This window comes from Ruegeria sp. S263 (genome assembly GCF_056780525.1).
Genome location: NZ_CM165558.1, coordinates 719,844 through 735,335, shown reverse-complemented (window position 1 = coordinate 735,335; position 15,492 = coordinate 719,844). Strand labels below are relative to the sequence as shown.

At 58.8% G+C, this 15,492-nt stretch carries 15 protein-coding genes; 10 read left to right on the top strand and 5 right to left on the bottom strand.

Annotated elements, in window-relative coordinates; genetic code table 11:
- Positions 1 to 101: 101 nt before the first annotated feature.
- Positions 102 to 401, top strand: coding sequence for a hypothetical protein (locus ACT2B1_RS03655; RefSeq protein WP_171122575.1), 300 nt, complete (start codon positions 102 to 104; stop codon positions 399 to 401).
- Here the strand turns inward: ACT2B1_RS03655 and ACT2B1_RS03650 are convergent.
- Positions 398 to 1,153: a sulfite exporter TauE/SafE family protein gene (locus ACT2B1_RS03650; protein ID WP_171122576.1), complete on the bottom strand. Its 756-nt coding sequence runs from the start codon at positions 1,151 to 1,153 to the stop codon at positions 398 to 400. The two genes, ACT2B1_RS03655 and ACT2B1_RS03650, sit on opposite strands and share 4 nt — an antisense overlap.
- Positions 1,154 to 1,300: 147 nt before the next feature.
- Here ACT2B1_RS03650 and mdh point away from each other — a divergent pair, with 147 nt between their 5' ends.
- From mdh to ACT2B1_RS03605, 9 genes are all read left to right on the top strand, one after another.
- Complete coding sequence (gene mdh / locus ACT2B1_RS03645) at positions 1,301 to 2,263, top strand: malate dehydrogenase (protein WP_170353522.1); 963 nt, start codon at positions 1,301 to 1,303, stop codon at positions 2,261 to 2,263.
- Positions 2,264 to 2,584: 321 nt separating this feature from the next.
- Positions 2,585 to 3,778, top strand: coding sequence for an ADP-forming succinate--CoA ligase subunit beta (sucC, locus tag ACT2B1_RS03640; RefSeq protein ID WP_481668583.1), 1,194 nt, complete (start codon positions 2,585 to 2,587; stop codon positions 3,776 to 3,778).
- An 83-nt stretch (positions 3,779 to 3,861) separates the two neighbouring features.
- Positions 3,862 to 4,743, top strand: a complete 882-nt coding sequence (sucD, locus tag ACT2B1_RS03635; RefSeq protein ID WP_170353524.1) for a succinate--CoA ligase subunit alpha — start codon at positions 3,862 to 3,864, stop codon at positions 4,741 to 4,743.
- 40 nt (positions 4,744 to 4,783) lie between these two features.
- Entirely contained in the window at positions 4,784 to 5,326 is a 543-nt protein-coding gene (locus tag ACT2B1_RS03630) for a DUF805 domain-containing protein (RefSeq protein ID WP_171122582.1), read from the top strand.
- Positions 5,323 to 8,280, top strand: a complete 2,958-nt coding sequence (locus ACT2B1_RS03625) for a 2-oxoglutarate dehydrogenase E1 component (RefSeq protein ID WP_171124430.1) — start codon at positions 5,323 to 5,325, stop codon at positions 8,278 to 8,280. Before ACT2B1_RS03630 ends, ACT2B1_RS03625 begins: the two co-directional genes overlap by 4 nt.
- Positions 8,281 to 8,283: 3 nt before the next feature.
- Positions 8,284 to 9,810 carry a 2-oxoglutarate dehydrogenase complex dihydrolipoyllysine-residue succinyltransferase gene (odhB, locus tag ACT2B1_RS03620; RefSeq protein ID WP_481668582.1) on the top strand — a complete coding sequence of 509 codons (1,527 nt, stop codon included), beginning with the start codon at positions 8,284 to 8,286 and terminating at the stop codon, positions 9,808 to 9,810.
- A 2-nt stretch (positions 9,811 to 9,812) separates the two neighbouring features.
- Positions 9,813 to 10,082 (top strand): hypothetical protein, encoded by a 270-nt coding sequence (locus ACT2B1_RS03615; protein ID WP_171122588.1) that lies wholly within the window; start codon positions 9,813 to 9,815, stop codon positions 10,080 to 10,082.
- Positions 10,083 to 10,154: 72 nt separating this feature from the next.
- Positions 10,155 to 11,543: a dihydrolipoyl dehydrogenase gene (lpdA, locus tag ACT2B1_RS03610; RefSeq protein WP_171239890.1), complete on the top strand. Its 1,389-nt coding sequence runs from the start codon at positions 10,155 to 10,157 to the stop codon at positions 11,541 to 11,543.
- Between the two features lie 157 nt (positions 11,544 to 11,700).
- Entirely contained in the window at positions 11,701 to 12,549 is an 849-nt protein-coding gene (locus tag ACT2B1_RS03605; protein ID WP_481668581.1) for a tellurite resistance TerB family protein, read from the top strand.
- Positions 12,550 to 12,558: 9 nt separating this feature from the next.
- Here the strand turns inward: ACT2B1_RS03605 and ACT2B1_RS03600 are convergent, their stop codons facing one another.
- Genes ACT2B1_RS03600 through ACT2B1_RS03585 form a run of 4 tightly spaced genes read right to left on the bottom strand, consistent with a single transcriptional unit; the run spans position 12,559 to position 15,464 of the window.
- Positions 12,559 to 13,164 carry a pyridoxamine 5'-phosphate oxidase family protein gene (locus tag ACT2B1_RS03600; RefSeq protein WP_481668998.1) on the bottom strand — a complete coding sequence of 202 codons (606 nt, stop codon included), beginning with the start codon at positions 13,162 to 13,164 and terminating at the stop codon, positions 12,559 to 12,561.
- On the bottom strand, positions 13,151 to 13,891 hold the full coding sequence (locus ACT2B1_RS03595) for a lysophospholipid acyltransferase family protein (RefSeq protein ID WP_171239892.1): 741 nt from the start codon (positions 13,889 to 13,891) through the stop codon (positions 13,151 to 13,153). The genes ACT2B1_RS03600 and ACT2B1_RS03595 overlap by 14 nt, the downstream gene beginning before the upstream one ends.
- Positions 13,891 to 14,790 (bottom strand): cell division protein FtsX, encoded by a 900-nt coding sequence (locus ACT2B1_RS03590; RefSeq protein ID WP_481668580.1) that lies wholly within the window; start codon positions 14,788 to 14,790, stop codon positions 13,891 to 13,893. Before ACT2B1_RS03590 ends, ACT2B1_RS03595 begins: the two co-directional genes overlap by 1 nt.
- Positions 14,787 to 15,464, bottom strand: coding sequence for a cell division ATP-binding protein FtsE (locus ACT2B1_RS03585; protein WP_481668579.1), 678 nt, complete (start codon positions 15,462 to 15,464; stop codon positions 14,787 to 14,789). Before ACT2B1_RS03585 ends, ACT2B1_RS03590 begins: the two co-directional genes overlap by 4 nt.
- Between the last annotated feature and the right edge of the window lie 28 nt (positions 15,465 to 15,492).

The window sequence follows — 15,492 nt, the reverse complement described above, 5'->3', positions numbered from 1 at the left end:
CGCCGCGTTGCAGCATTCGCGACGCAACGTGCGTCGGTTTAACCAGATTTCGGCACGTCACTTGCACCCTTTTGGACAGATGGAATCGAAAGGGTGCAAGGATGCAGAATACGCTGTTCAAGATGACGATGGGGCTGGGCATCATGGTTCTGGCCGCCGTTCAGGTGCAGGCACAGACCTGCGCGCCCCGCGAGGAGATCATAAAGCGACTGGCTGAAACCTATGGCGAGACCCGACAGGGTATTGGCATCGCGCGACAAGGTGCGGTGATGGAGGTCTATGCCTCGACCGCAAGCGGTAGTTGGACGATCACGGTGACGTTGCCGGACGGGATGACCTGCCTAATCGCGTCCGGTCAGTCCTATGAGGACATGGACGAGGCACTGCCGCCCAACGTCTAAGTCAGTGCATCCCAGATCAGCTTGCTACCCGTCAGAGTCAGCAGGACATAGGCGATGCCAAAGAATAAGCGTTCGGACATCATAAAATGTGCCCGGACACCCAACCATGCGCCAAGAATGGCAAAGGGGGCCAGCAGCAAGTCCGCCAGCGCCGTATGCCACGTAAACAGGCCCAGATAAGCGAAGGGCACGAATTTCACCGCGTTGATGACCCAGAAGACCAGCACGGTGCTGGCCTGAAACTCGGTCTTCGTCAGGCGTTGCGACAGCAGGTACACGGCGGCAGGCGGACCGCCAGCATGGCTGACAAAACTGGTGAACCCGGCCACCAACCCTGCAAACAGCCCGGCCGACGGCGGCAGACGGTTGGCAAAACCACGAATCCAGCCCCTGCTTTGCGCCACATGCCAAATCACGAACCCGACCGAGATCCCTCCGATCAGCAGGCGAAGCAAGTCGTCGTCGGTGGCACGATAGAGCCACGCGCCCAGCGCGACACCCGGCACAGCCCCCAGAATCAACAGGCGCGAATCCGGCCAGCTCCACCGTTTCCAATAGGGTTTCAGGGTGGCAACGTCGATCACCATCAGAATCGGCAACATCAACGCCAGCGCCTGTCCGGGCGTCAGGATCAACGCCAGAATCGACGAGGACGCAAAGGCCACACCCGACCCGAACCCTCCCTTGGAAATGCCTGCAAAGATCACGGCAGGGATAGCCACGGCAAAGAACATCAAGTCCAGTTCGAACATTCAGCATTCCAGAAAAGCAAGAATTCACGCCCCTTGGACGCTAGGAAAATCGGTATGCGGTTGTATGCCACGCAGCAGAACACTTGCACAAATCCGTTTTACCGACTAGCACAACCGCGATTTCAAAACCCATCGGAGATATTCCAAATGGCCAGACCCAAGATCGCGCTGATCGGCGCAGGTCAGATCGGCGGCACGCTCGCCCACCTCGCTGCAATGAAAGAACTGGGTGATGTCGTCCTGTTTGACATCGCCGAAGGCACACCGGAAGGCAAGGCGCTGGACATCGCTGAATCCGGCCCCTCCGAAGGGTTCGACGCCAAGCTGAAAGGCACCCAGTCCTACGAGGACATCGCTGGCGCCGACGTCTGCATCGTCACCGCCGGTGTTCCCCGCAAACCGGGCATGAGCCGCGATGACCTGCTGGGCATCAACCTGAAAGTCATGAAATCCGTGGGTGAAGGCATCGCCGCCAATGCGCCCGATGCGTTCGTCATCTGCATCACCAACCCATTGGACGCGATGGTCTGGGCGCTGCGCGAATTCTCGGGCCTGCCCCACAACAAGGTCTGCGGCATGGCAGGCGTTCTGGACTCGGGCCGTTTTGCGCATTTCCTGTCGGAAGAGTTCAACGTGTCCATGCGCGACGTCACAGCATTTGTTCTGGGCGGCCACGGCGACACGATGGTTCCGTCGGTGCGCTATTCGACCGTTGCTGGTATCCCGCTGCCCGATCTGGTTGAAATGGGCTGGACCACACAAGAGAAACTGGACGCCATCGTTCAGCGTACCCGTGACGGTGGCGCCGAAATCGTTGGCCTGCTGAAAACCGGCTCGGCCTTCTATGCTCCGGCAACATCGGCGATCGAAATGGCCGAAGCCTACCTGAAAGACCAGAAGCGCGTCCTGCCCTGTGCCGCCTATTGCAACGGCGAACTGGGCGTTGACGGCATGTATGTAGGCGTCCCCACCGTGATCGGCGCGGGCGGCATCGAGCGTGTTGTCGACATCAAACTCAACGAAGAAGAGCAAGCCGGTTTCGATAACTCGGTCAACGCTGTGAAGGGCCTGATCGAGGCATGTAAGGGCATCGACAGCTCTCTGGCCTAATTTCGGCCGTTTCGACATTCCAAACCGGCCCACAAGTTGGGCCGGTTTTCTTTTGTACTGGCCTCTTGATCCGCAATACTTGCGGGAAGAGTATTAGCGCAAACACCTCAAACACCCTTTTTGAATGTGTTTTCAAAGGCGCGAAACGATTTATCGAATCATAAATTTAACTTCCGTCATTTTGTGATCACACCCCAAAAAAGTGTGATCACAAACAGTAAAAATCTCTGTAAAAAAGGGCTTTGAAAACAAAAAAACCTTTAAATTTACCCTTCGGACATTTCTATAACGAAGTAATCGTAGTCAAACGGGACAGTTTCGATGAACATTCACGAATATCAGGCCAAGGCTCTTCTTCGCAGCTATGGCGCTCCGGTCTCTGAAGGTCGCGCGGTTCTGCGCGCCGAGGAAGCCAAAACCGCAGCCGGTGAACTGGACGGCCCCTTGTGGGTTGTAAAGGCCCAAATCCACGCGGGTGGCCGCGGCAAGGGCTCGTTTAAAGAGGCTGACGCCGGTGAAAAAGGCGGTGTCCGTCTGACCAAGTCGGTGGAAGAAGCCGCCGAAGAAGCCAAAAAGATGCTGGGCCGCACGCTGGTCACACATCAGACTGGCCCCGCAGGCAAGCAGGTCAATCGCATCTATATCGAGGCTGGTTCCGGCATCGAACGCGAACTGTATCTGGCCCTGCTGGTGGATCGCCAGACCAGCCGCATCTCGTTCGTATGCTCGACCGAAGGCGGCATGGACATCGAAGAAGTGGCCGATTCCACGCCTGAGAAAATCCTGTCCTTCTCGGTGGACCCTGTGACCGGCTATCAGGCTTACCACGGCCGCCGCATCGCCTTTTCGCTGGGTCTGGAAGGCGCGCAGGTCAAGCAATGCGTCAAGCTGATGGGTCAGCTGTACCAGGCCTTCGTCGAGAAGGACATGGAGATGCTGGAGATCAACCCTCTGATCGTCTCGGATAGCGGCGACCTGAAGGTACTGGACGCCAAGCTGGGCTTTGACGGCAACGCGGTTTACCGCCACCCCGACATCGCCGAGCTGCGCGACGAGACCGAGGAAGACCCCAAGGAACTCGAAGCCTCCAAATACGATCTGAACTACATCGCCTTGGATGGTGAGATCGGCTGCATGGTCAACGGTGCCGGGCTTGCGATGGCGACCATGGACATCATCAAGCTGTATGGGGCTGAGCCTGCCAACTTCCTCGACGTGGGCGGCGGTGCGACCAAAGAGAAAGTCACTGAGGCGTTCAAGATCATCACCTCGGACCCGAACGTCAAAGGCATTCTGGTCAACATCTTCGGCGGCATCATGCGCTGTGACGTCATCGCCGAAGGCGTTGTCGCAGCGGTGAAAGAGGTCGGCCTGAAGGTTCCGCTGGTCGTGCGTCTGGAAGGCACGAATGTCGAGAAAGGCAAAGAGATCATCAACACCTCTGGTCTGGACGTGATCGCCGCGGACAACCTGAAAGACGGTGCCGAGAAGATCGTGAAGGCGGTAAAAGGCTGATTGTCATCCCGTAAGGCGGGCTTCAGCCCGCCTTTCCCAAGATTTTGGCGGGCCAAAACCCGCCCTACAAAGGAGAACGCCAGATGGCAGTCCTCATCGACGAAAATACCAAAGTGATCTGTCAGGGCTTTACCGGTTCGCAGGGCACATTCCACAGCGAACAGGCCATTGCTTATGGCACCAAGATGGTCGGCGGTGTAACCCCCGGCAAAGGCGGGATGACCCATCTTGACCTGCCCGTGTTTAACTCGGTCCACGAGGCCAAGCATGTGACCGAAGCCAACGCCAGCGTGATCTATGTGCCGCCGCCTTTCGCGGCTGACTCGATCCTCGAAGCGATTGATGCCGAGATGGAGGTGATCGTCTGCATCACCGAAGGCATCCCGGTTCTGGACATGATGAAGGTAAAGCGGGCGCTGGAAGGCTCGAAATCGCGCCTAATCGGCCCGAACTGCCCCGGTGTCATTACGCCCGACGCCTGCAAAATCGGCATCATGCCCGGCCACATCCACAAGCGCGGCTCGGTCGGCGTTGTGTCGCGTTCGGGCACCCTGACCTATGAGGCCGTCAAGCAGACCACCGATGTGGGTCTGGGCCAATCCACCTGTGTGGGCATCGGCGGCGACCCGATCAAAGGCACCGAGCATATCGACGTGCTGGAATGGTTCCTGGCGGACGACGAAACCCACTCGATCATCATGATCGGTGAGATCGGTGGCTCGGCCGAAGAAGAAGCCGCGCAGTTCCTGGCGGATGAGGCCAAGAAGGGCCGCAAAAAGCCGGTTGCTGGTTTCATCGCAGGCCGCACAGCCCCTCCGGGCCGCCGTATGGGCCACGCGGGCGCGATCGTCGCCGGCGGCAAAGGCGGAGCCGAGGACAAGATCGAAGCCATGCGCTCGGCCGGTATCGTTGTGGCAGAAAGCCCCGCGACGCTGGGTGAGGCCGTGCTGGAAGCGATTGGTTAAAGCGGCGGCTTAGCCGTCTACTTTGGGAGGAACGGAAAACATGACCTTTGGTGAGGCTGTCAAAACGTGTTTCTCAAAGTTCTTAACATTCTCGGGCCGCGCCTCGCGGCCCGAGTACTGGTTCTTTTTCCTGTTTATCGTGATCTGGAATATCATCGCCGGGATTATTGACTGGCAGTTTTTCACTCAGGTCACCACGACGGAAACGGGCACGACGAAATCCGTCACCGCCACATCAAGCCAACCGGTACAGTCAATCGTCGGCGTAATCGTCTTTTTCCCGCATCTCGCGGTCGCATGGCGCCGGATGCATGACACCGGGCGCAGCGGGCTTTATGCGCTGCTGCCGATCCTGCTGATCCTCGGAGCCGCCGCAGTTCTGATTTTCGGAATTGGTCTGGCGTCCAGTTTCCAGCACGGTGGCAATCTGGACATCCTGTTTACCCGCGCCACTTTGCTGGTCGTCATTCCGACGCTGCTGGTTCTGGTGGTGTCGCCTCTCCTGGTGCTGTGGTGGCTGACCCGCCCCAGTCAGCCAGGCACAAATCAATACGGTCCCAACCCATATGAGGTAACCCAATGACCGAACACTCGCCCAACTCTGCCTTTCATGCCTCAAGCTTTATGCAAGGGCATAATGCCGAATATCTGGAGCAGCTTTATGCTCAGTACACAAAGGACCCCGGCGCGGTAGACGCGGCCTGGGCCGAGTTTTTCAAGGCCATGGGCGACGCGACGCCGGACGTCCAGAAAGAAGCCGAAGGGCCATCATGGGCGCGAACCGACTGGCCGCCGATGCCAGCGGATGATCTGACCGGGGCGCTCACTGGGGAATGGGCCGAGATTGACGCCAAGGCGGCGGGAAAAAAGATCAAGGACAAGGCGGCAGACAAAGGCGTTGAGGTCAGCGACGACCAGATCAAGCGCGCCGTTCTGGACAGTCTGCGGGCGCTGATGCTGATCCGGGCCTATCGCATCCGGGGCCATCTGGCCGCCAATCTGGATCCGCTGGGGATGCGGGCGGCCAGCACCCATCCTGAACTGGACCCCAAGACTTATGGGTTCACCGAGGCCGACATGGACCGGCCGATCTTTATCGACAACGTGCTGGGTCTGCAGATGGCCTCGATGCGGCAGATCGTAGATATCGTGAAGCGGACCTATTGCGGCACCTTCGCGCTGCAATACATGCATATCTCCGACCCTGAACAGGCCGCGTGGCTGAAGGAACGGATCGAAGGATACGGCAAGGAAATCGCGTTTACCAAGGAAGGCCGCAAGGCGATCCTGAACAAGATGGTCGAGGCCGAGGGCTTCGAGAAATTCCTGCACGTCAAATACATGGGCACCAAACGGTTCGGTCTGGACGGGGGTGAGGCCCTGATCCCCGCGATGGAGCAGATCATCAAGCGTGGCGGTGCCTTGGGCGTCAAGGAAATCGTCATCGGGATGCCGCACCGTGGCCGTCTGAACATTCTGGCCAACGTGATGCGCAAACCCTATCGCGCGATCTTCAACGAGTTTCAGGGCGGCAGCTTCAAGCCCGAGGACGTGGATGGCTCGGGCGATGTGAAATACCATCTCGGTGCTTCTAGCGACCGTGAATTTGACGGCAACAGCGTGCACCTGTCGCTGACCGCCAACCCTAGCCATCTTGAGGCAGTGAACCCGGTGGTTCTAGGCAAGGTCCGCGCCAAGCAGGATCAGTTCAAGGACGCCGAGCGTACCTCCGTGATGGGCATCCTGCTGCACGGCGACGCAGCTTTTGCCGGTCAGGGTGTTGTTGCCGAAGGGTTTGGCCTGTCTGGTCTGCGCGGTCACAAGACCGGCGGCACCATGCATATCGTGGTAAACAACCAGATCGGCTTTACCACCGCGCCGCATTTCAGCCGCTCCAGCCCATATCCGACGGATATCGCGCTGATGGTTGAGGCACCTATCTTCCACGTGAACGGCGACGACCCCGAGGCTGTGGTTCACGCCGCCAAGGTCGCCACTGAATTCCGCCAGAAGTTCCACAAGGACGTGGTCATCGACATCTTCTGCTATCGCCGGTTTGGTCACAACGAGGGCGATGAGCCCATGTTCACTAACCCGATCATGTATAAGAAGATCAAAACGCATAAGACCACGCTGTCGCTGTACACCGAGCGTCTGGTCAAAGATGGCCTGATCCCCGAGGGCGAGATCGAGGACATGAAGGCCGCGTTCCAGGCTCATCTGAATGATGAGTTCGAGGCCGGAAAAGACTACAAACCCAACAAGGCCGATTGGTTGGACGGGCGCTGGTCGCACCTGGACAAGAACAAGGAAGAATATGTGCGTGGCGACACTGCGATCACGCCCGAGACAATGGCCGAGATCGGAAATGCGCTGACCCATGCGCCTGCGGATATCGCCGTTCACAAGACGGTGTCGCGCCTGCTCGATCACAAGAAGCAGATGTTCGACAACGGCAAAGGTTTTGATTGGGCAACGGGTGAAGCGCTGGCCTTCGGGTCCCTGCTGACCGAAGGCTATCCGGTGCGTCTGTCCGGCCAGGACGCGACGCGCGGCACATTCAGCCAGCGCCACTCTGGCTTTGTGCATCAGGAGACCGAGGAACGGTATTACCCGCTGAACAATATCCGCGCCGGCCAGTCGCAGTATGAAGTGATCGACTCGATGCTGTCCGAATACGCGGTGCTGGGCTTTGAATATGGCTATTCGCTGGCCGAACCCAACGCCCTGACCCTGTGGGAGGCGCAGTTCGGCGATTTTGCCAACGGCGCGCAGATCATGTTCGACCAATTCATCAGCTCGGGTGAATCGAAATGGCTGCGTATGTCCGGGTTGGTGACGCTGCTACCGCACGGGTTCGAAGGGCAAGGCCCGGAACACTCGTCCGCCCGGCTTGAACGGTTCCTGCAGATGTGCGGTCAGGACAACTGGATCGTGGCGAACTGTACGACGCCCGCGAACTATTTCCACATCCTGCGCCGACAATTGCACAGGACATTCCGCAAACCGCTGATCCTGGTAACGCCCAAGTCGCTGCTGCGTCACAAGCTGGCCGTCAGCACGGCCGAGGATTTCACCACCGGGTCCAGCTTCCACCGGGTGCTGTGGGATGACGCGCAGCAGGGAAATTCCGACACCAAGCTGGTCGCAGACAAAAAGATCAAGCGGGTCGTTCTGTGTTCTGGCAAGGTCTACTATGACCTGCTGGAAGAGCGCGACGCGCGCGGTATCGACGATGTCTATTTGTTGCGGATCGAACAATACTATCCCTTCCCCGCGCACTCACTGATCAACGAGCTTGAGCGATTCAAAGGGGCCGAGATGGTCTGGTGTCAGGAAGAACCCAAGAACCAAGGGGCCTGGACCTTTATCGAGCCGAATATCGAATGGGTCCTAACCCGGATCGGTGCCAAGCATACACGGCCACGCTATGTCGGCCGCGCGACGTCGGCCTCGCCCGCAACGGGTCTGGCCAGCCAACACAAAGCCCAACAAGAAGCGCTGGTGAACGAAGCGCTGAGCATTGAAGGAAAATAAGCAATGTCCATTGAAGTTCGTGTTCCCACGCTGGGCGAGTCGGTCACCGAGGCCACGGTCGCAACCTGGTTCAAAAAACCGGGCGACGCAGTGGCTGTGGATGAGATGCTGTGCGAGTTGGAGACCGACAAAGTCACCGTCGAAGTCCCTTCGCCTGCCGCTGGTGTGATGGGTGAGATTGTTGCAGCCGAAGGCGAAACCGTAGGCGTTGACGCTTTGCTGGCGACGATCGCAGCCGGAGAAGGCGCCGCCCCGGCTCCGGCGGCGGCCCCAAGCCCTGCGCCTGCCGCCGCACCCGCAGCGTCTGGCGGAAGCGTGGACGTGATGGTTCCTACGCTGGGCGAATCCGTCACCGAAGCGACTGTGTCCACTTGGTTCAAACAGGTCGGCGACAGCGTCGCGCAAGACGAAATGCTGTGTGAGCTTGAAACTGATAAGGTCTCGGTCGAGGTTCCCGCCCCGACGGCTGGCGTATTGGCCGAGATCGTAGCGCCCGAAGGCACCACCGTCGACGCAACGGCAAAGCTGGCCGTGATTTCCGGCGCAGCGGCAGGTGCAGCCCCGGCACCGTCAGCACCGGCAGCGGCACCTGCCGCGGGTACCGGCGATGGCAGTGGCAAGGATGTCGCCAACGCACCGTCCGCTGAAAAAGCTATGGCCGAAGCAGGACTGTCTGCAGATCAGGTCACCGGATCCGGGCGCGATGGCCGCATCATGAAAGAGGACGTCGCAAACGCTGTTGCAGCGGCCGCTACGGCACCAGCACCTGCGGCGGCTGCCCCCGCCCCTGCTTCCCCTGCCCCACGCGCGCCGGTTGCCGCAGAGGATGCCGGGCGCGAAGAGCGTGTGCGCATGACCCGTCTGCGCCAGACCATCGCCAAGCGCCTGAAAGACGCGCAGAACACGGCCGCGATCCTGACCACCTATAACGAGGTGGACATGACCGAAGTGATGGCCCTGCGTAGCCAGTACAAAGACCAGTTCGAGAAAAAGCATGGCGTCCGTTTGGGCTTTATGTCCTTCTTCACCAAAGCCTGCTGTCACGCTTTGAAAGAAGTACCTGAGGTGAACGCCGAGATCGACGGAACGGATATTGTCTATAAGAACTTCGTCCACATGGGCGTGGCTGCGGGAACTCCGCAGGGTCTGGTGGTTCCGGTCATCCGCGACGCGGACAGCATGTCCTTTGCCGAAATCGAAAAGGCGATCGCAGAAAAAGGCAGACGTGCCCGTGACGGCAAGCTGTCCATGGCCGAGATGCAGGGCGGCACCTTCACCATCTCGAATGGCGGTGTCTATGGCTCGCTGATGTCTTCGCCGATCCTGAACCCGCCGCAATCGGGCATTCTGGGTATGCACAAGATTCAGGACCGCCCCATGGTGATCAACGGTGAGATCAAGATTCGCCCGATGATGTATCTGGCCCTGTCCTATGATCACCGGATCGTTGACGGCAAAGGCGCGGTGACGTTCCTTGTCCGCGTAAAAGAAGCGCTGGAAGACCCACGCCGCTTGCTGATGGATCTGTAATCATGGCGACTCATGTACTTTGGGAGGCTGACGTGGCGGACTTTGATGTCTGGCTGAAAGTCTTCCGCGAAGACCAAAAAATGCGAGAGGCCGCGGGAATCCGGGACCTCCACATCTGGAAAGACCCAGATCAGAAAGACCACGCAGTTGCGTTGTTCGAAATCACGGATCTGGAGCGCGCTCAGGACTTTATTGAATCTGAGGAACTGGCCATGCATCACGAGCGTGGCGGAGTTGCCCATATCAAAACAAAAATTCTGACACCGGTCTGACTATTGCCGGGTGCGCCATCCCATGATGGCCACCCGATTTAAATTTAACTCCTCAGGTTCTAGGAGAATAAAATGGCAAACTATGATGTCATCGTTATTGGCGCCGGCCCCGGCGGCTATGTCTGCGCGATACGCTGCGCCCAGTTGGGTCTGAAGACCGCTGTCGTTGAAGGGCGTGAAACGTTGGGCGGCACCTGCCTGAACGTAGGCTGCATCCCATCGAAGGCATTGTTGCACGCATCGCACCAGCTTCATGAGGCCGAGCATAACTTTGCCAAGATGGGCCTGAAGGGCAAAAGCCCCTCGGTCGATTGGAAGCAGATGCAGGCCTATAAGGACGAGGTGATCGACGGTAACACCAAGGGCATCGAGTTTCTGTTCAAGAAGAACAAGATCGACTGGCTTAAGGGCTGGGGCTCAATCCCTGCCGCAGGTCAGGTCAAGGTGGGCGATGAGGTCCACGAGGCCAAGAACATCATCATCGCCTCAGGGTCCGAGCCGTCCTCGCTGCCGGGTGTCGAGGTGGACGAGAAAATCGTCGTGACTTCGACCGGTGCGTTGTCGCTGGGCAAAATCCCGAAAAAGATGGTTGTGATCGGCGCGGGCGTGATTGGGCTGGAGTTGGGCTCGGTCTATCAGCGTCTAGGCGCCGAGGTGACTGTGATCGAATTCCTCAACGAGATCACGCCGGGTATGGACCCCGAGGTACAAAAGACGTTCCAGCGGATTCTCAAGAAGCAGGGCCTGAAGTTCGTCATGGGCGCCGCCGTGCAAAAGACCGAAGCCACCAAGACCAAGGCCAAGGTCACCTACAAGCTGCGCAAAGATGACAGCGAGCACGTGATCGACGCCGACACCGTGCTGGTCGCCACCGGGCGCAAGCCGTTCTCGGATGGTCTGGGACTGGATGCTCTGGGCGTCGAGATGACGCCGCGCGGCCAGATCAAGGTTGGCAGTGATTGGCAGACCAACGTGCCCGGCATCTATGCCATCGGTGACGTGACCGAAGGCCCTATGCTGGCCCACAAGGCCGAAGATGAAGGCATGGCCGCCGCCGAGCAGGTCGCAGGCAAGCACGGCCATGTGAACTACGGCGTTATTCCCGGTGTGATCTACACTTGGCCCGAGGTCGCAAATGTCGGCGAAACCGAAGCCACGCTGAAAGAGGCGGGTCGCGCCTATAAGGTCGGCAAGTTCATGTTCATGGGCAATGGACGCGCCAAGGCGAACTTTGCCGCCGACGGTTTCGTCAAGATTCTGGCCGACAAGGAAACCGACCGCATTCTGGGCGCACATATCATTGGCCCCGCTGCAGGTGACCTGATCCACGAAGTCTGCGTCGCGATGGAGTTCGGTGCGTCGGCTGAAGACCTGGCCCTGACTTGCCACGCCCACCCGACCTACTCGGAAGCCGTGCGCGAGGCTTCGCTGGCCTGCGGGGACGGCCCAATCCATAGCTGACCTTTCAGCACTCAAAACATCAAAGGCGGGCCAAAGTGTCCGCCTTTTTTATTCCGCGACTCTGCCTTAGTTTTGCTCTCGCTTAGGTTGATCAACACCTTGTGACCGCTGGGCGCGTCCCTGCGGCTGGGATCGAACAAATTTTTTTGAGGCTGATATGAGATTTCTTTCATTTTGCGCTGCGGCGCTGATTATCGCGTTATTTTTCGGAAAAGAGGCACAGGCGGGGCGCGCGGGTGGCGTTTGGGGTACATCCGAGCAGATGACCCTGATTACCCCTACGGATATTGAAGACAACAACGGTCAAAATCTGTCGTTGTGCCATCTGACCAAGAAAACGCACATCATGTTCGCCGGGGTTTGGCGCAGCTCTATCGGCTATGTGATGGCGCCGAATAAATGCGACAGCGACAGTTATTACAACATGCCCGCAGACAGGCTGGAGCTTGGGAAAGCACTGGGAGACTTTCCTTCGGACTTGCCAGCGCAACCCAAAATGTCGCGTGCGGACATGGTGTCCGGCTTTTGGGGCTTGGGCGCAATCGCCGTTCTTCTTATTTTGGCCGGAGCAAAAAAGGCGGGGCAATCCAAGCGCACGAAAGAACGCTATGCGGAAATGGGCACAGCAAATCCCGCAGCGTTGCAGGCAATGGATGCGATGTGTCACGCTGCAAAAGCGGACGGCTCGCTTGATGCGGCGGAAATTTCAACGATGGCCAACATCGCCCAGCAGATGACGGGTGAAACCTTTGATGAATCCCGTATTCGCCGCATATACAATATGGCCGAGGCCAAACCAACGGATGCGCAATTTGCAGCCTTTGGCCGTGGGCTGACTGCCGATCAGAAACGCATGGTCATGCAAGCCACGCTGATGATCGTGGGCGCAGATGGCGATCTGGACAAGGCTGAAACAGTGTTTATTCACAAACTGGCCAAGGGTCTCGGCATCAGCGTGGACGAGGTCAAGGCGATGTTCCAGAACATGACCGCTCAACCCGCCTGATCTGCGGATTTACCACATCGTTTTCGCGGCTCGTGCTTGCCATTCCTGATCATAGCGCGCGCCGCCCTCTTCTCCGCTTGAGGCCTCAGCTAGAATTTCGCCGATAGTGGGAAGGTTGGCGCTTTCGTCACCGCTGTTCCAGGTGCGCGCCCGGATAAGCGCGCGGGCGCATTGTGTGTAGACCTCGGCGATGTCGACAACGATCACCGTCGCTGGACGTTTGCCGTTTTTCTCAAACCGCCCTGTCAGAGCCTTGTCTGCCGTCAGTCGGGCCGTGCCATTCACACGTACGACATTGTTTGACCCCGGCACCATGAACATCAGGGAAACGCGCGGGTCGCGCACGATGTTGCGCAGGCTGTCCAGCCGGTTGTTGCCCCGCCAGTCGGGCATCGCCAGCGTTCTGTCATCCAGTTCCAGAACCACGGGCCCGTCATCTCCGCGCGGGCTGCCATCCACACCTTCCGGACCGACTGTGCTGAGGACGCACAAGCGCGACGCCATGATCCATTTTCGGTACAAAGGGGTCATCCGGTCCGCCACTTTGCGTAGGGATGGCGCACCTGGCGTACCATAGAGGCTTTCGAGCGTTTCTATGTCCTCAATGAACTCCATCTGGATCAAACCCCACTTCCCGCATCAACGCATCTGAACGCGTTTCGATTGCCTCTTCCAGTCGGGTCAGAAACGCCTCCCGCTCGACACCCGGCTCGATCGGGTCCAGGAAATCGACAATCGCCAGACCGGGTTTTCGCATCACCCCGGTCCGAGGCCAGAAAACTCCGGCGTTAGTAGCCGCCGGAACACAGGCAAAACCCAACCCTTCGTATAGCACTGCGGCACCAACCTTATAGGGTTTCCGCGCGCCGGGGGCGACACGCGTGCCTTGCGGATAGATGACCAACTGACCCGGCTCGGCAAACTCTGTCGCGACGTCCTTTACCATCTTGGCCACCGCTACGCCTTTCTTGCCGCGATTCACCGGGATACACCCAAGCCGACGAGCGTAAAGACCAATCATCGGAGTCCATAGCAATTCCCGCTTCATGATGAACTTTCCATGCGGGACCGCGTGGAAGATTATCATGATATCCAGAAACGACTGGTGTTTGGCCCCAATTACCACTTCATCCACGGGCACCGTGCCGCGAACTTCGAAGCGAATACCAACCATCCAACGTGCCAGCCATAGGGTTGTGCGGGCGTACAGCTTGCAGGCCTGCAACGCGCCTTTCTTGGCAAACAGGGCGTAAGGCGCAAAGACAATGCCCAGAACCAACATCCAAGCGTAAATCACGATCATGAAAATCAACGATCGAATCCACTGTATCGCATCAGCCATCACGAAAGCTCCGTCAATTTGCGGGTTGCCGCGGTCCAAGTGGCCAGAAACGCAACTGCGGCTCCCATAAGGGGGATAAGTAACGGCAGAAACCAACCCAGCCCCTGAAACCCGAGGCCGGTCAGGAACCCACCCTCATCCGAGGCTTCGGGCAGCAGCAAGACCCCTGTCATCCCAAGCACAACGCCGACCAAGGCACCAAAGAACGCGCGATACGTGAACCGACGCACGAAAGCATTTGCGATGAACCTGTCGCGCGCGCCCACAAGCCGCAGAACTTCGATAATCTGCGCATTGGCCGCAAGTGACGCGTTTGCAGCCAATGTGATCATGGCCGCCGTCGCAACACCGATCAGCAGGATTGAAATCCACCCCAGCCGTCGCAGCGACGTCGCCGCATCGACCAGTGGCTCGCGCCAACGGGTATGGTCATCCAGCACAGCGCCCGGCACCTCGGCCCCAAGCCGCAAGCGAAGGCCGGTTACATCCAGCCCTGGCGCGCCCTCGATAATCTCGATCAGTTGCGGGACGGGCAGCGTATCCAATGGCAGGTCCGGGCCGAACCACGGAGACAGCAGGGCCAATTGCTCATCCGATGTCAAAGCCCGCGCAGATGCAACTCCGGGCGTTTGCGACAGCACCGTCAACGCGGCCTCGGTCTGCGCGGCAAGCTGATCGGACGGGGCATTGATGCGCAACGTAGCGGCCCCTGCCAGCTCGGTCGCCCAACGGTCCGCCAGTCGCCCCGATGCCAGTGACAGGGCCAGTGCAAACACCGCAAGGAAAGCCATCGCGCCTGAGACAAACACTGTAAGCTGCGCCGTATACCCCGTTGGGGGAACAACGCGATCAGTCCGCTTGTCCCGTTTCAGCAGATTGCGAATGGTACCCTCGCTCATAGATCTGCTCCGGCCAGTTGGACCTGTCGTTGCGAGATGCGCAACACACGCGCCTGAACCTGGCTTTTGGCCGCCCGGATGAGGCTAAGGTCATGGGTGGCGATCAAAACAGTTTTTCCCATCTTGTTCAGCTCCACCAATAGACGCAGCAGACGCTGGGACATCTCCCAATCGACGTTCCCGGTGGGCTCGTCCGCCAGCACGACATCCGGCGACAGGATCACTGCCCGGGCCAGGGCTGCGCGTTGACGCTCACCACCGGACAGTTCGGGCGGAACCGCGTCTTGCCGCGTGCCAAGCCCGACCCAGTTCAACAACTCGGTCAAGTCCTGCTGCTGCGCAAATTCGGCACGGCCCGACACCATCAGCGGCAGGGCCACGTTCTCGGCCAATGTCATGTGATCCAAAAACCGGCAATCCTGATGCACGACTCCGATCCGGCGGCGCAGCAACGCCATTTGATCGCGGTCCAGCGTGGCAACATCTTGCTCAAATGCCTTAAGCTGGCCTGAGGTCGGCAACAGCGCCCCATAGCAGAGTTTCAAAAGGGTCGTCTTACCCGCCCCCGACGGCCCGGTCAGAAAATGGAACGAACCCGGGTTCAACTGTAGGGAAACATCGCTCAGCAATGCCCCTCCACCATAGGTATAGCTGACGTTTTCCAGCTCGATCACAGGCGCCCCCCGGTTATTCTGTTGTTCT

Excerpts from the sequence above, each read along its gene's own strand:
- lpdA (WP_171239890.1), top strand. The coding sequence starts at position 10,155 with ATGGCAAACTATGATGTCATCGTTATTGGCGCCGGCCCCGGCGGCTAT.
- ACT2B1_RS03650 (WP_171122576.1), bottom strand. The coding sequence starts at position 1,153 with ATGTTCGAACTGGACTTGATGTTCTTTGCCGTGGCTATCCCTGCCGTG.
- odhB (WP_481668582.1), top strand. The coding sequence starts at position 8,284 with ATGTCCATTGAAGTTCGTGTTCCCACGCTGGGCGAGTCGGTCACCGAG.
- mdh (WP_170353522.1), top strand. The coding sequence starts at position 1,301 with ATGGCCAGACCCAAGATCGCGCTGATCGGCGCAGGTCAGATCGGCGGC.
- ACT2B1_RS03615 (WP_171122588.1), top strand. The coding sequence starts at position 9,813 with ATGGCGACTCATGTACTTTGGGAGGCTGACGTGGCGGACTTTGATGTC.
- ACT2B1_RS03655 (WP_171122575.1), top strand. The coding sequence starts at position 102 with ATGCAGAATACGCTGTTCAAGATGACGATGGGGCTGGGCATCATGGTT.
- ACT2B1_RS03605 (WP_481668581.1), top strand. The coding sequence starts at position 11,701 with ATGAGATTTCTTTCATTTTGCGCTGCGGCGCTGATTATCGCGTTATTT.
- ACT2B1_RS03600 (WP_481668998.1), bottom strand. The coding sequence starts at position 13,164 with ATGGAGTTCATTGAGGACATAGAAACGCTCGAAAGCCTCTATGGTACG.
- ACT2B1_RS03590 (WP_481668580.1), bottom strand. The coding sequence starts at position 14,790 with ATGAGCGAGGGTACCATTCGCAATCTGCTGAAACGGGACAAGCGGACT.
- sucC (WP_481668583.1), top strand. The coding sequence starts at position 2,585 with ATGAACATTCACGAATATCAGGCCAAGGCTCTTCTTCGCAGCTATGGC.
- ACT2B1_RS03630 (WP_171122582.1), top strand. The coding sequence starts at position 4,784 with ATGACCTTTGGTGAGGCTGTCAAAACGTGTTTCTCAAAGTTCTTAACA.
- ACT2B1_RS03595 (WP_171239892.1), bottom strand. The coding sequence starts at position 13,891 with ATGGCTGATGCGATACAGTGGATTCGATCGTTGATTTTCATGATCGTG.
- sucD (WP_170353524.1), top strand. The coding sequence starts at position 3,862 with ATGGCAGTCCTCATCGACGAAAATACCAAAGTGATCTGTCAGGGCTTT.
- ACT2B1_RS03625 (WP_171124430.1), top strand. The coding sequence starts at position 5,323 with ATGACCGAACACTCGCCCAACTCTGCCTTTCATGCCTCAAGCTTTATG.